General features: G+C 34.0%; 18 protein-coding genes. 1 reads left to right on the top strand and 17 read right to left on the bottom strand.

All coding sequences use genetic code 11. From position 1 onward, the window contains the following. The first annotated feature begins 93 nt into the window (after window positions 1–93). Complete coding sequence (arsC, locus tag BHF71_RS00300; protein ID WP_069655697.1) at window positions 94–543, top strand: arsenate reductase (thioredoxin); 450 nt, start codon at window positions 94–96, stop codon at window positions 541–543. Window positions 544–594: 51 nt separating this feature from the next. Here arsC and BHF71_RS00295 read toward each other — a convergent pair whose 3' ends face one another. From BHF71_RS00295 to smc, 17 genes are all read right to left on the bottom strand, one after another. Next, window positions 595–957, bottom strand: a complete 363-nt coding sequence (locus BHF71_RS00295) for a YraN family protein (RefSeq protein ID WP_069655696.1) — start codon at window positions 955–957, stop codon at window positions 595–597. Beyond that, window positions 950–1,234 carry an EscU/YscU/HrcU family type III secretion system export apparatus switch protein gene (locus BHF71_RS00290; RefSeq protein ID WP_069655695.1) on the bottom strand — a complete coding sequence of 95 codons (285 nt, stop codon included), beginning with the start codon at window positions 1,232–1,234 and terminating at the stop codon, window positions 950–952. The genes BHF71_RS00295 and BHF71_RS00290 overlap by 8 nt, the downstream gene beginning before the upstream one ends. Continuing rightward, on the bottom strand, window positions 1,231–2,547 hold the full coding sequence (locus BHF71_RS00285; protein ID WP_069655694.1) for a hypothetical protein: 1,317 nt from the start codon (window positions 2,545–2,547) through the stop codon (window positions 1,231–1,233). The genes BHF71_RS00290 and BHF71_RS00285 overlap by 4 nt, the downstream gene beginning before the upstream one ends. 87 nt (window positions 2,548–2,634) lie before the next feature. Continuing rightward, window positions 2,635–3,246, bottom strand: coding sequence for a ribonuclease HII (locus BHF71_RS00280; RefSeq protein ID WP_069655693.1), 612 nt, complete (start codon window positions 3,244–3,246; stop codon window positions 2,635–2,637). Window positions 3,247–3,263: 17 nt separating this feature from the next. Further along, window positions 3,264–4,106 (bottom strand): ribosome biogenesis GTPase YlqF, encoded by an 843-nt coding sequence (gene ylqF / locus BHF71_RS00275; RefSeq protein WP_069655692.1) that lies wholly within the window; start codon window positions 4,104–4,106, stop codon window positions 3,264–3,266. Between the two features lie 24 nt (window positions 4,107–4,130). Then, a complete protein-coding gene (gene lepB, locus BHF71_RS00270) occupies window positions 4,131–4,697 on the bottom strand; it encodes a signal peptidase I (protein ID WP_245683793.1) in 567 nt (188 codons plus the stop codon). A gap of 16 nt (window positions 4,698–4,713) precedes the next feature. Beyond that, window positions 4,714–5,214 (bottom strand): signal peptidase I, encoded by a 501-nt coding sequence (gene lepB / locus BHF71_RS00265; RefSeq protein WP_084024037.1) that lies wholly within the window; start codon window positions 5,212–5,214, stop codon window positions 4,714–4,716. 110 nt (window positions 5,215–5,324) lie between these two features. Beyond that, window positions 5,325–5,666 carry a 50S ribosomal protein L19 gene (rplS, locus tag BHF71_RS00260; protein WP_069655690.1) on the bottom strand — a complete coding sequence of 114 codons (342 nt, stop codon included), beginning with the start codon at window positions 5,664–5,666 and terminating at the stop codon, window positions 5,325–5,327. A gap of 134 nt (window positions 5,667–5,800) precedes the next feature. Then, window positions 5,801–6,526 carry a tRNA (guanosine(37)-N1)-methyltransferase TrmD gene (gene trmD / locus BHF71_RS00255; protein ID WP_069655689.1) on the bottom strand — a complete coding sequence of 242 codons (726 nt, stop codon included), beginning with the start codon at window positions 6,524–6,526 and terminating at the stop codon, window positions 5,801–5,803. Between the two features lie 12 nt (window positions 6,527–6,538). Beyond that, window positions 6,539–7,063 carry a ribosome maturation factor RimM gene (gene rimM / locus BHF71_RS00250; protein WP_069655688.1) on the bottom strand — a complete coding sequence of 175 codons (525 nt, stop codon included), beginning with the start codon at window positions 7,061–7,063 and terminating at the stop codon, window positions 6,539–6,541. 5 nt (window positions 7,064–7,068) lie between these two features. Then, complete coding sequence (locus BHF71_RS00245; RefSeq protein WP_245683792.1) at window positions 7,069–7,479, bottom strand: YlqD family protein; 411 nt, start codon at window positions 7,477–7,479, stop codon at window positions 7,069–7,071. 87 nt (window positions 7,480–7,566) lie between these two features. Further along, a complete protein-coding gene (locus BHF71_RS00240) occupies window positions 7,567–7,794 on the bottom strand; it encodes a KH domain-containing protein (protein ID WP_069655686.1) in 228 nt (75 codons plus the stop codon). Between the two features lie 107 nt (window positions 7,795–7,901). Continuing rightward, window positions 7,902–8,174 (bottom strand): 30S ribosomal protein S16, encoded by a 273-nt coding sequence (gene rpsP / locus BHF71_RS00235; protein WP_069655685.1) that lies wholly within the window; start codon window positions 8,172–8,174, stop codon window positions 7,902–7,904. Window positions 8,175–8,209: 35 nt separating this feature from the next. Beyond that, window positions 8,210–9,562 carry a signal recognition particle protein gene (ffh, locus tag BHF71_RS00230; protein WP_069655684.1) on the bottom strand — a complete coding sequence of 451 codons (1,353 nt, stop codon included), beginning with the start codon at window positions 9,560–9,562 and terminating at the stop codon, window positions 8,210–8,212. Window positions 9,563–9,574: 12 nt separating this feature from the next. Beyond that, window positions 9,575–9,922 (bottom strand): putative DNA-binding protein, encoded by a 348-nt coding sequence (locus BHF71_RS00225; RefSeq protein WP_069655683.1) that lies wholly within the window; start codon window positions 9,920–9,922, stop codon window positions 9,575–9,577. Between the two features lie 88 nt (window positions 9,923–10,010). Then, window positions 10,011–11,000, bottom strand: a complete 990-nt coding sequence (ftsY, locus tag BHF71_RS00220; RefSeq protein WP_069655682.1) for a signal recognition particle-docking protein FtsY — start codon at window positions 10,998–11,000, stop codon at window positions 10,011–10,013. 35 nt (window positions 11,001–11,035) lie between these two features. Continuing rightward, window positions 11,036–14,635, bottom strand: coding sequence for a chromosome segregation protein SMC (gene smc / locus BHF71_RS00215; protein WP_069655681.1), 3,600 nt, complete (start codon window positions 14,633–14,635; stop codon window positions 11,036–11,038). Window positions 14,636–14,774 lie beyond the last annotated feature (139 nt).

The raw sequence follows: 14,774 nt of genomic DNA, 5'->3' as shown, positions 1-14,774 counted from the left end.
GAGAAAGCAAACTAAATATACTTGCTTTTTTAATAAAACTTTGCTTATATATTAAGTGCATTATGATACTAAAATGGAATGAGAGGTAACAAAATGGAAAATAACAAACCAATAATCTATTTTATCTGTACAGGCAATTCATGTCGTAGTCAAATGGCTGAGGGTTTTGGCAAAAAATATGCTAACGAAGATTTTGCAATTTATAGTGCGGGAATTGAAGCACATGGATTAAATCCAAAAGCGGTTATTTCTATGAAAGAAGTTGGCATTGATATAAGCAATCAAACATCAGATATTATCGATGATCAATTGTTGAATAATGCAATGTATGCAATAACACTTTGTGGAGATGCAGAAGAACGCTGTCCATATACCCCACCACATGTAAAAAGACTTCATTGGGGATTACCTGATCCTGCAAAGGCAACAGGTACCGAAGAGGAGATCATGGCAGTATTTCGTCACGTGAGGGATCAAATAGACAAATTAGTATATGACCTGCTTCAGGAGATCAGACAAGAAAATACTAATAATGACAAGTAAGGTGAGAAAGATGACTTCTTAAAATATCTGGGGTCATCTTTTTTATTGCTTTTATAATTCAATAACATTTTCTAAATGTTTAATATAAAAAGTTCCATCTATTTTATCGATTGAAATGATGTCAAAACGCACCAAATTATCCCACCAATTCTTATACTGAAGAAAAGCATTTGCCATCCTTACTAATTGTTGTTGTTTTTTGTGGTTGATCGTTTCTAATCCTTTGCCAAACTTACTATTATTTTTTGTTCTTACTTCAATAAATACAATACATTCTTTATCAAGCATGATTAGGTCAATTTCACCAAAACGATTACGCCAATTCTTAACAATCAGTTTATATCCCTTCGCTAACAGATATTGCACAGCCTTATCTTCTCCCCAGTTACCCAAAGCCTTCCTCTTATCAGGCATCTTTTTTGATACCTGCAATTCTTTCAGCTTGATATACCATGGCAAAGATTTCTGCTATGATAGGATAAAGCTCCGATGGGATTTGTTGATTTAGTTCCAATTGATACAATAATTGAATTAAAGATTGATCTTCGTGTATCTTTACATCATGTTTTTTTCCTTGTTCGATAATTTTTTCTGCTACATAACCAGAGCCCTTGGCAATTATTTGTGGAGCTTCATCCTTGGATGGAACATAATTTAAGGCTACCGCCTTTTTCAATGAATTATTCTTCATACTCTAATATCCACTCCCTCGTATGGAGGTTTTAAAGATGGAACAATCTGCTCTCGGTTACTTTCAAACGATTGAAAACGTATACCAGTAGTTTGATACCCATTATCCCTAACAAAATCAAAAAATTCCGCCTCAAATTCCTTCATAATTTCCTTAGTAATGGGATTGTCATTAAATACTTGAAAAAACAGTTGTTTATGAAGAACTTGCAATTTAATCATCAAATCTCCAAGGTTTTCTAATTGAAATAGGAAAACTAGGTTCATATTTTCTGGATCAATTGCCCTATTTTTTTTGTTTTTCGAATATATTTGGATAAAAACCGGATTTTTTGAGAAAGGAAATGGCCCTGGTAATTGAAGGATCATTTGGGAGAAGTCTGATTGGTCAGGCGACATAACTAGATTTTGTCCGACAATATGATTAACAGTTTTATCAAGACTTTTAACTAGATTTTCAGGCAATACTTCTCTCACAGAAAATAATTGCTCCAAATTTTCCTTTAATGAAGTTTCTTGGAGGTTTGGAAGATCAGATGAATGTCTATTTTGAAATGATTCTATAAATTTGATAAGTTTCGGAATTATTTGCTTATAATCAATTTTTTCTCCATTGTAAGATTGTAAATTATCAACCGTTGTCGTGTAGCCATATTCTTCGATTAGTTTTGCTATTTGCTGATGCAACTTCTCCAAAGAAACGATTGTTTTGGTTGGTAAAGATTGATTGTTCGATAATAGTTTAACAACTTCTTTATCTAAATCACTTAATTTATTTAACAAACTGTCATTCTCAAATAACTCATAAACTGCCTTAACATTAGCTGATGTTACTTCTATTTTTTTGTCTTTTAATAATCTTACAGCCTGTAATATATTAATAATCTCTCGATCTTCTGCAACTAATTTTGCAATAGTGTTTATGGTCTCCTTGTCTATTGGTAAATTGATTTTGAGCATTTCGGTTAATATTTGACGATTTTGAACAGTATTTTTCAATTTTAGTTGTTGCAAAACTTCGCCGAGAGATTTTATAGGTTGATTTGAGGAATTGTTTTCAGTAACTATCTTTAATTTGATGTCTTCTCCAGCTGAAGTAACTTGAAACCAAAAACTTTGACCTTTGGACACTGGAACCTCTACCTTAGTTAAAACCTTAGAATTATTTAAAGATACAATGGCATGATGACGGTCGATTATCTCTAAAACCTGACCATGAATAATTTGATCAGGTTTTAAATTTATCAGCTGAGCTTTTCCATTGTTTAGCGATGACTGAAAAAAAGAGTTAATAACCAGGTTTGTTGAAAACAATTTAATTTCCCCCAATTACGAAATTTACCTTTACAAAAGTAATGCTCCTATCTCCAAAAAGACAGAAGAAACTTCTAGCTAACTAGGTTAAATTGAATCAAACAGAGATTGTTGTAGAATATTTCCCAGAAAAGATTTTCTATGTAGAGGAGTTGGACCATGTTTCTTGATCATTTCTTGATGTAATTTTGTTGCATAACCCTTATGTTTCTTTAAACCATACTCTGGATATAGCACATCCCACTCTTCACAAAGTCTATCCCTAGTTACTTTTGCAATTATTGAAGCAGCGGCTATTGATTGGCTAATTGAATCACCTTTAATGAGGGAGATTTGTGGTATATCCATATTTATCTTCTCTGCATCAATTAATAACATTTCAGGTCTTACTTTCATTGTTGTAACCGCTTGTTTCATAGCTTGAAGGGTTGCTTGTTTGATATTTATTTCATCTATTATTTGGGCTTCCACTCTCCCGATACCGATTGAAAGAGCCTCTTTATTAATAACTTCAAATAATTCTTCTCTTTTTTTGGGCGTCAGTTTTTTGGAATCATTTATCCCTTCAATTTCTAAATTGGGGGGTAAGATAACACAGGCTGCAACTACATCACCAAATAACGCTCCCCTACCAACCTCGTCTATACCTGCTATCAATTTGATGCCCTTTGACCATAATTCTTTTTCATTACTTAGCATATATATTTCTCCTATATTTAAGGTTTTTCCAAACAAAATCGTCCTAATTTTCCAGCTCTTAATTCTCTTACGATTATTTCTGCCGCTTTATCAAAATCGATCTTTCCACCAGAAATTAAACAACCTCTTTTTCTCCCAATAAGTTCAATTATCTCTACATTATCTGAGGGTAACTGATCTAAATTATATCGGGTTTTTAGCTTTTCGGGATAATATTTTTTAAAATAATCGACAATGAATAGAGCTATATCATCAAAATGTAATAACTCATCCTTAATCGCTCCGGTAGCAGCTAAACGATAACCGACTTGAACATCTTCAAATTTTGGCCACAAGATACCTGGTGTATCTAGTAATTCTAAAGACTTACCAACTTTAATCCATTGCTGTCCCTTTGTAACTCCCGGTCTATCACCTGTTTTAGCAACACTACGGTTTGCTAAACGATTAATTAATGACGATTTACCTACATTAGGTATTCCTAGTATCATCGCCCTAACTGCTCGAGGTTTTACACCTTTTTTTATAAGTGCTTCTCTTTTTTCTGCAACCAGTTCTTCTGCTGTTCTAAAAATATTTGAAATACCTCTACCACTTGAGGAGCTAATCGATAATGCCTTTAAGCCTTTCTTTTCAAAAAATTCTGCCCATTCATTCATAATTTTGGGGTCAGCTAAATCGCTTTTATTTAATAAGACTATCCTTGGTTTTTGCTTTACAATCTCATCTATCATCGGATTACGACTGGAAATTGGTATCCTAGCATCTAAAAGTTCGATGACAATATCAACTAATTTTAATTTTTCAGTAATTTCCCTTCGTGCCTTGGCCATATGTCCCGGAAACCATTGGATACTCATGTAAATCACCTACTCCAACATTTTTTACTCATTCAAAAATCTAAAACTGTCAATTGGCCAAAATACCAGATCTGCTCTACCAATTACTTGGTCAATATCAATTGTTCCAAACTCACGACTATCTTTACTGTTACGACGATTATCTCCCATTACAAATAACTGCCCATCTTTAACTTTAACTGGTTTAACATCTTCAGTAAGAATGAGACCTCTAGAATGTAATTTTCTTTTCTTTTTTTCTATGTAGGGCTCCGATACCAATTCACCATTGATATATAAATTGTCGTCTTTTACTTCAACTATATCCCCGGGGATTCCAATTACCCTTTTGATATATGCACTGTTTTCATCAAATTGAAATACAATAATATCTCCACGTTTTGGTTGTTCTAATCTATATGACAATTCGTTAACGATGACTCTTTCGCCATCATGTAAAGTTTCGACCATAGATCTTCCATCAACAATATATGGGGAAAATAGAAAGGAGCGAATAAAATAAGCTAATGCAATAGCTAGTAAGATAGCTCTTCCCCATTCAAGCAGTTCTTTCATAGTTGCTTTATATCTTTCATCCCCAATATTACCCATCGCTTATCCTCCCAGATTAATCAATGAATCCTAATTTGTTTAATGGCCATATAACTATTTTTACCCTTCCAACAACTTTATCGATAGCTACTGGACCAAATATTCTACTATCAGAACTGTTATTTCTATTATCTCCCAAAACATAAAGGGTTTCATCAGGCACTGTAAATGGACTTATATCACCTGTATAGACGTCACCTAAATACGGTTCTTCAACAGGTTGTCCATTTACAAATAATTGATTATTTTTAAATTCGATTTTATCTCCTGGTATTCCAATAACCCTTTTTATGTAATCATCAGTTTCAGTAGCATGAAAAACAATAATATCTCCACGTTCAGGTGGATGTATCTTGTAAACTATTTTATTAAGGATTAATCTTTCTCCATTATGTAAAGTTGGCTCCATAGACGGCCCACTTACAATAACGATAGCAAATAAAAATGTATGAATTATGTAGGCTAACAAAGCGGCGATTACCAAGGATTTAAGCCATTCATATATATTCCTAAGCATCCTAAAAACCATCTCCCCAATAAATATCACAACTACTATATATTTGTGAATTTTAATAATGTTAAAAAAGGGACTTGCCTAAACAAGCCCCCCTTTTTTCAAATTCCAAACTACATTCTTTCTTTGATTCGTGCAGCTTTACCACGTAATGCTCGTAAGTAATACAATTTAGCACGACGAACTTTACCACGACGAGTAACTTCGATTTTAGCAATCTTTGGTGAGTGGATTGGAAAAGTACGTTCTACACCAACACCATAAGAAATTTTTCTTACAGTGAAAGTTTCACTAATTCCAGAACCACGGCGTTTAATAACAACACCTTCAAATACCTGAATACGTTCACGTTGTCCCTCAATTACTTTTACATGAACACGTAAAGTGTCTCCAGGACGAAACTCAGGAATATCAGAACGAAGTTGTTCCTTTGTGATTTCTTGAACTATATTCATTGTTGATTCCCTCCTTCCACACAGATGTTCATAACTGGTTTAGTACCGCAGTTAGAGGACCATCGTAATCAACAAGTGTTATTCTACCACAATCTATATATAAATACAACTAAAAAAGTATAATCATTAGTGATTTAATCCCGCTTTAGTTCTTTTATTAAAGCCCGATCCTTTTCATCAAGTTTATTTATATCTATAAGATCTGGTCGACGCTCTAGGGTTCTTTTGAAAGATTCTTTTCTTCTCCATTCTTCTATTTTCTGATGATGTCCAGATAATAAAATTTCAGGTACTTTCCATTCTCTGAATACCTCAGGTCTAGTATATTGGGGGTATTCTAACAATCCTGTACTAAAGGAGTCAGTCTCTACCGAACCCTCGTTCCCGAGCACTCCAGGCAATAGTCTTACGACACTATCCATCACGACCATAGTAGCCAATTCTCCACCTGTTAAAACGTAATCACCAATGGATAGTTCATCAGTTACAAGGTGTTCTCTAATTCTCTCATCAAATCCTTCGTAATGTCCACATAAAAAAATAAGGTGTTTTTCTTCTTTTAATTCTTCAGCTATCCTTTGATTAAAAGTCTTACCTTGAGGGGTAAGCATAATAATTCTAGCTTTTTCATGATCTGTAATTGATTCTACAGCAGCAAAAATCGGTTCCGGTTTTAATACCATACCATTTCCGCCACCATATGGATAATCATCGACTGTTTTATGTTTACTAGTAGAAAAATCTCGAAAATTAATCAGATTGATCTTCACTACTTCTTTTTCTTGAGCTCTTTTTAATATACTTGACCCTAATACTCCTTGAAACATCTCAGGAAATAAAGTTAATATATCTATTTTCATCTTCGTCACCTTTTAATCCAATAAACCTTCGATAACTTCAATCACAATCTTTTTATTATCAATATCTACGTCTTTTACAACAGGGTCTATGTATGGAATAAGGAGTTCCTTCGTTCCCTTATGTGGCCTTACGACCCACACATCATTGGCGCCAGGAGATAAGATTTCTTTTACTACTCCTAGTTCTTGTCCATCGGTTGTCACAACATTACAACCAATTATTTGATGATAATAATATTCACCTTCTTCTAATTCCCCCTGCTGCTCCTTCATTATCCATAAATAAAGATTTTTATATTTTTCAACATCATTTATGTTATCAAAGCCTCTTAATTTAATTAAATACATGTTTTTGTACGGTTTAGAGGACTGAATTTCAACCTCTAATTGATTAGGTTTTTCGATGTTTCCAATGTATAACCGATTCCCTTTTTCAAAACGTTCTTTTGGAAAATCAGTATATAAGTATATTTTCAATTCTCCTCTAATACCAAAAGTATTAACAATTTTACCCACTTTTATAAATTGGTTGTCCAAGGGATTCACACTCCTTTCCCTCTAATATCAATTATAACTCCATCTTTTACTACAATTTCTGAGAAGCGATTAATTTCATCCCATGAATCTCCAACCTTAATCTCTATCTCCGACTCTACGGTACTATAAAATATTTCTTCTCCTTCTTTTAGCCTTTCCACTTGTTCAAGTTGAATAACTAATTTATCTAACTTTTCTTTTCTTCTTTGATGCTCGTAACCAATCCTCTCTTGAACTATACGTACCGCTTCATTCCCCTTTTTTTTCGCCTCAGACAAAAGCTTTTTTTGTTGAAATTGAAGCTGTTCCAGTTCAATTTTTATCTGCTTGATCGATTTTTCGATTTCTACTATCATGTTCGCTTTATAATTATTCGTTACGACCATTTTAACCGGAATAGGTACTTTTATTTTCATAATCCCTCCTATATTCCGCTATAAAAATCAGATATAAAACACTTTATTACACTTTGAAAAAAGGCGGAGGTTACCCTCCACCCTTACTTACAAGATCTCAATTGTCACACGTTTTTTCTCTTTAGCTGCTGCTGAATTCACAACAGTCCTTAGAGCTTTTGCAATACGTCCTTGTTTACCAATTATTTTACCCATATCTTCTGGTGCCACGGATAGTTCGTAAACAATAGAACGATCTTTTACCACTTCATTGACACGAACTTCTTCAGGATGATCTACAAGTGCTTTTGCAAGCACTTCTACTAATTCCTTCATTTTAGATTTAGACCTCCAAAATAAGCCAGCTTCTCTAGAATACAAAGATTAGTATTCAATGAAAAGGCTTATCTCTAAATATATACTCAATAAATAAATCAAAAGAATTACTTGCCTTGTCTTAGTTCGTGGAATTTTGTTAAGATACCAGCTTTGCTAAATAGATTGCGAACTGTATCAGATGGTTTAGCACCAGTTTGTAACCATTTTAATGCTTTTTCTTCATCAATGTTAACTTGTGCTGGTTGAGTTAATGGATTATATGTTCCAATTTCTTCAACGATTCGTCCATCACGAGGAGAACGAGAATCTGCAACAACCACACGATAGAATGGAGCTTTTTTAGCACCCATGCGCTTTAAGCGAATACGAACTGCCATGTTTGTTCACCTCCTTTAACCGAATCAAGAAATTTCTACATGAAAGGGAATTTGAATAACCCTTTACCTTTTCTACCCTTACCTTTTTTAGTCATACCAGTTAATTGCTTCATCATTTTTTTCATATCTTCAAATTGCTTAATTAAACGGTTCACATCTTGAATTGTTGTTCCACTACCTTTTGCAATTCGACGTCGTCTACTTGCATTTAGTATCTCAGGATGAAGTTTTTCCTCTTTTGTCATAGATTTAATGATCGCTTCTACACGAGTTAATTGCTTATCGTCTACTTTAAGATCTTTAAGACCTTTTGCCTTATTCATCCCAGGGAGCATTCCAAGAACTTCATCTAAAGGTCCCATTTTCTTCAACTGCTCTAATTGTGCTAAGAAATCATCAAAGGTTAGTTCAGCTTTTCTAATCTTCTGTTCTAACTCCTTAGCTTTTTGAGCATCTATATTAGCTTGTGCTTTTTCAATAAGAGTTAAAACATCACCCATTCCAAGAATCCTTGACGCCATGCGATCAGGATGGAATGGTTCTAATAGATCTAGCTTTTCACCCATTCCAACGAACTTGATTGGACAACCAGTAACAGCTTTAACTGAAATCGCAGCACCACCACGAGTATCTCCATCAAGTTTAGTTAGGATGATACCAGTGAGACCTAAAGTTTCATTGAAACTCTTCGCAACGTTAACAGCATCTTGTCCAGTCATAGCATCAACAACTAATAAGGTCTCAGTAGGGTTAGCTACATCACGAATCTGAATCAATTCATTCATCAATGTTTCATCAATGTGAAGACGACCAGCCGTATCGATTAGCACAACATCACGATGTTCTTGTTTAGCATATTCTAAACCTTTTTGAACGATATCCACTGGAGAAACTTCGTTTCCCATACTAAAAACCGGAACGTTCAGTTGTTCACCAAGAACCTGTAATTGTTTGATTGCTGCTGGTCGATAGACATCTGCGGCAATCAACAATGGTTTTTTATTTTGTTTTAGTAAATATTTAGCGAGTTTTCCTGCATGAGTGGTTTTACCAGCACCTTGTAATCCAACCATTAGGATTATCGTTGGTGGTTTTGGTGCCATCTCAAGCTTACTTTGTTTTCCACCCATCAATTCAGTAAGTTCTTCATTAACAACCTTAATAACTTGTTGTCCAGGTGTTAAACTCTTTAAAACTTCTTGACCAACGGCTCTTTCTTTAACGCGGGCAATAAAATCTTTAACCACTTTAAAGTTCACATCAGCCTCCAATAAAGCCAAGCGAACTTCCCGCATCGTCTGATTTACATCTTCTTCAGTTACTTTTCCTTTTTTACGTAACTTGTTAAATGTTTCTTGCAGTCGGCCAGCCAATCCTTCAAATGCCATCCTGACCGCCTCCTAATCTAATCGCCTTAAAAGCGTTATTTTTTCTCTTAATTGCTCAGTATAACCTTGAGCACTATCATCTTGCAATTGATTTAACAACTGCTCCATATCATTTAAAATTTCTTTTCTTTCTTCATGTTTTGCTAATAACTTTAGCTTACTCTCGTAGTCTTCTAAGAGCATTTCTGATCTTTTTATATGCTCATAAACAGCTTGTCTAGATATTCCAAATTCCTCAGCAATCTCACCAAGAGATAAATCATCTTGATAATAAAGCTCTGCGTACTTCTTTTGTTTCTCGGTTAGTAAATCTTGATAAAAGTCATACAGCATAATAAATCTTGTGGTCTTTTCTAACACGACTACACCACCTAACCTGTAAAGAGAATTCCCTTTACAATATAATATATTAAATGTTTAAAAATATAATGTCAAGTATTTTTTATTGTCATTCTGTTTCTTCATCTAAAAAGCCTTGAGCAAAAATGGCATTAACGAATTGGTTTGGATCAAATTCTTGTAGATCATCTATTTTTTCTCCTAACCCAACAAACTTCACTGGAACATCAAGTTCATGACGGATAGCAATTACGATCCCTCCTTTTGCTGTACCATCTAATTTAGTTAAAACGATACCAGATATATTAGCTGTCTCTTTAAACAGTTTGGCTTGTTGCAGAGCATTTTGTCCAGTTGTAGCGTCTAACACCAGTAATACCTCATGTGGAGCATTTGGTACTTCTCTTTGTATTACCCTAAAGATCTTGTTCAATTCCTGCATAAGGTTAACTTTATTATGAAGACGTCCAGCGGTATCGCAAATCAAAACATCAACATCCTTGGATTTTGCCGACTGAATTGCATCGTAAATAACTGCAGCTGGATCAGATCCTGCCTGATGTTTTACTACATCGACTCCTACTCGTTCACCCCAGACTTCTAATTGTTCTATTGCTCCTGCTCTAAATGTATCTCCGGCAGCCAACATAACTTTATTTCCTTCATTCTTTAGTTTATTAGCCAATTTTCCAATAGTAGTGGTTTTTCCCACTCCATTCACACCAACAAATAAAATGACATTTAATCTACCCGATTCAATGTTAAGCTTATTGGACTGTTTATCATCTTTTAATAGATCAACTATTTTTTCAGATAAAATTGGTTTTAATTCAACCGCATCGGTTAGTTTTTTAGTCTTCACTTCATCCCTAAGTTCATCAATTAATTCTAGGACAGTATGAACACCCACATCGGCAGCAATTAAGATTTCTTCTAATTCTTCATAAAATTCTTCGTCGATTTTTTTATGACGTAACATCAAATCTTCAACTTTTCCAATAAAACTGTCCCTCGTTTTAGTTAGTCCCTCTTTAAATTTATTGGTTGCTTCAGCTGTTTTTGTTGATATGCTTTCTTTTAATTTTTTGAAAAAACCCATACTATGTCCTCCTAATTATTTGTACTCTTTGATTATTATGTCGTTTGCAAAGCTTTTTGGCTATCCAATTCTTTGAACTTTTCCTTTTTTTCTTCTAATTTTACGGAAACCAATCTAGAGACGCCAGACTCTTGCATTGTAACTCCGTATAATACATCTGCTCCCTCCATTGTTCCCTTACGATGGGTTACAATGATAAACTGAGTATTCTCACAAAATTCCCTAAGGTATTGTGAGAACCTTGTAACATTTGCTTCATCTAATGCTGCTTCAACCTCGTCTAGAACACTAAAAGGAACAGGTTTCACTCTTAGTATAGCAAATAATAGAGTGATTGCGGTTAATGCTTTTTCTCCTCCGGACAATAAAGCCAAATTTTGTGGTTTTTTACCTGGGGGTTGGGCGATAATTTCTATACCTGTTTCCAACATATTCTCGGGATCAGTCAAAATTAAATCCGCCTTACCTCCGGCAAATAATCTTGTAAAAACCAGTTGAAATTGTTCTCGAATGGCTTCAAAACTCTCTTTAAATAGTTTGGTCATTTCTTGTTCCACTTCTTGAATTACTTGGTATAACGTTTGTTTTGCTTCAACTAAATCTTCTTTTTGAGTTTTAAGAAAAGTATACCTTTCCATAACTCTATCATATTCATCAATGGCACCTAGATTAACCTCTCCAAGACCTTGAATAAGCTGTTTTAATTTAAAAACTTCTTCTTTTGCTTTATTAATATCCGTTATTTTATCAATGTTATCCCTGGCCCATTCATAGCTCATCTCATATTCATCAGCAAGTTGCCTTAATAAATTTTGTAATTCAGTATCTAAGCGCCCTAGTTTGACCTCTGCCTTATGAAGTTCTGTTTCTGCTATCTTCAGTTTCTTTCTTAACTCCTTAGAGCCGGACTCTTTTGACTCTATTTCTTGTACTGTCTTAATTTTTACCAAGCGCTTTACATCTATTTTCTTTTGTATTTGGTCTTTTTCTATCCTTAAATTCTTTATAATTTGACTAATATCATCTTGATCAACCTTTTGGTTGGATAAATCATTTTCTAATTGAATTAGTGTTTGATGTTGTTGTTCGATAGAAGAATTAATTTCATTTAATTCGGAACTTAACCTTTCAATCAAAACTAAACTTCCGTCCTTTTCCTGATTCAAACGAGCCAAATCTATTTTTAAATCAGTAATTAATTTGTTCATTTCCTCTTTTATAGATTCGTCCTTCTCGCGTAATGATTCAGCTCTAGCGATATTTTCTTGCAATTCCTTTTCTTTAAGTTGTTTCTCCGCAAGCGACTTACTGAAATCCTGTTGCTTTATTTCTAGATCCTTTAACTCTGAACTTAATTGTTCAATCTCGAGCATTAAATATGTTGAGCGCTCAGTGATTCTCTTCTTTTCATACTCTAACTGTAAATAATTCGCTTGTAATTCCTGTTCCTTATGGCGATTACTCTCTATTTGAAAACCAATTTCTGCTATTCGACCTTCAACCTGAGTGAGTTTTTCAGCAATTTCTCGAGAAAGAGCGTGTTCCTTGGCGATTTTGCTTTTAATCTCTTCAATTTGAGCGGATAAATTCTCAATTTCCCGTTGTCTTCCTAAGAGATTTGATCTTTTCTTACCCAGACTTCCACCAGTCATTGAGCCACCAGGATTTACGATCTCGCCCTCAATGGTAACAACCCGTCTTGTATAACCCAGAATTCGAGCAATTTTGTTTGCAACTTTTAAATCAGAAGCAATAATCACTTGTCCTAATAAATAATCGATAATCGATGTGTATGTAGTGTTCGTCTCAATTAGTTCTGAAGCTAGCCCGATATAACCAGCAATATCTTTTATAGCATCTAAATCGTATCTGTTTAATCTTTTGCCCTTTATTACGTTCAGTGGTAGAAAGGTTGCACGACCAAGTTTGTTGTTTTTTAAGTAAGCGATGGCTTGTCTACCAATCTCTTCTGATTCAACAACAATGTATTGCAATGCTCCACCAAGAGCAATTTCAATTGCTGTTTCATACTTTTTAGGTACAGAAATTAGTTCAGCAACGGCACCATGGATTCCTTTAAGCCTATTAGATTGTCCTAATTTTAATATTTCTTTAACACCATGTTGGTAACCGGCAAAATCTGATTGCATCTCAGTTAAGACTTCTCTCCTAGATAATAGAGAGTTTAACCTTTGTTGTTCTCCACGAACTACAGATTGTATAGATTCACTTTTCTTTATTAAATCATTTTTTTCTTGTAAAATTTGATTGTTTTCATCTGTTAAATTTACGATCTCATCTTGAATGAGCTTGATTTCTTTTTCCAAATTATCTTTTTCATCTGCAATAGAAATCAACTCTTTTTGGACTTGTTCAAGCTCATTTTGTAGTCTATCAATGCGGATTGAAATACTTTCTTTTGTCTTAGCTACATGTCTGATCTCATTTCGAATTGTTGCCATTTCATTTAGACATTCGAAGAACTCTTGCTTATAAATTTCTATTTGTGATTGATGGTCTGTTATTAATTTATTTAAAGAAACCTCTTCTTTCGATAATTGTTGGGAAAGATTATCGATTTTGACTTCAATTTGCTCTAACTTTTCCTTTTCCTTTTCCAGTTGGCTAGTTGTTTCTGACTTTTTAACTAACAATTTATCAATCATTTCTAAAGCCATGACTCTGTTAGTTTCGTGGTTTTTTTCTCTTTCCCTAAGAACTTCTCTCTTTCCTTCTGCTTGTTCAACTTTTTCGCTAATTATTACTAATTGTTGATGAAGTTCTTCCAATTCCCTTTCAATTTGATTTACTGTCAATCGTTTCTCTTCTATTAAGGCATCAACTTGACTTACTTTAGAGCTAAGTTCCAATTGCTCGGTTGATAATTGTTGCTTCAGTCTGTCAGTAGTTTGCCATTCTTCATAGGATTTTTCAATATCATGTACGTAAATCTTAATATTTAAATCCTTTAACTGATTAGCATACTCTTTATATTGTTTAGCAACTTCGGCTTGTTCTTCTAACGGAGCAATCTGACCCTCTAACTCAGATATTAAATCAAAGATACGAACTAAATTTTTTTCTGTATCTTCAAGCTTTCTCTGAGCTTCCTTTTTTCTAGTTTTATATTTAACAATCCCAGCTGCTTCTTCAAAAACTCCTCGACGCTCTTCAGCCTTTGAGCTTAGAATTTCATCTATTTTACCTTGGCCGATAATTGAATAAGCTTCTTTTCCAAGGCCTGTATCCATAAATAACTCGGTAATATCTTTTAACCTACATGATTGTTTATTGATAAAGTACTCACTTTCACCTGATCTATATAATCTTCTCGTAATCATCACTTCAGAATAATCAATATCCAATGTTCTATCCTGATTATCCAAAGTTAAGGACACTTCCGCATAGTTAACTGGTTTTCTACTATCACTACCCGAGAAAATTATGTCTTCCATCTTAGAACCACGTAAACTTTTAGCACTTTGTTCACCTAGAACCCAACGAATTGCGTCAGTGATATTACTTTTACCACTTCCATTTGGCCCAACAATCGCTGTAATCCCAGGAACAAATTCAAATTCTGTTTTATCTGCAAATGACTTAAAGCCACTAAGTTCAATTCTCTTAAGATACATAAAATTCTCTCCTTAAACTCTATCTCAATTCTATAATTGTATCATAAGACTCAGTGTTTTGTTGAAAAAACATTTCAATTTTACTACGAATAAAGAATAAAAATATTACCTCGTTAATTGATGATTACGAATCATTTCA

Origin of the sequence: Vulcanibacillus modesticaldus (genome assembly GCF_001730235.1) — a bacterium.
Classification (GTDB): domain Bacteria; phylum Bacillota; class Bacilli; order Tepidibacillales; family Tepidibacillaceae; genus Vulcanibacillus; species Vulcanibacillus modesticaldus.
This window is presented reverse-complemented; position numbering and strand designations above follow the sequence as displayed.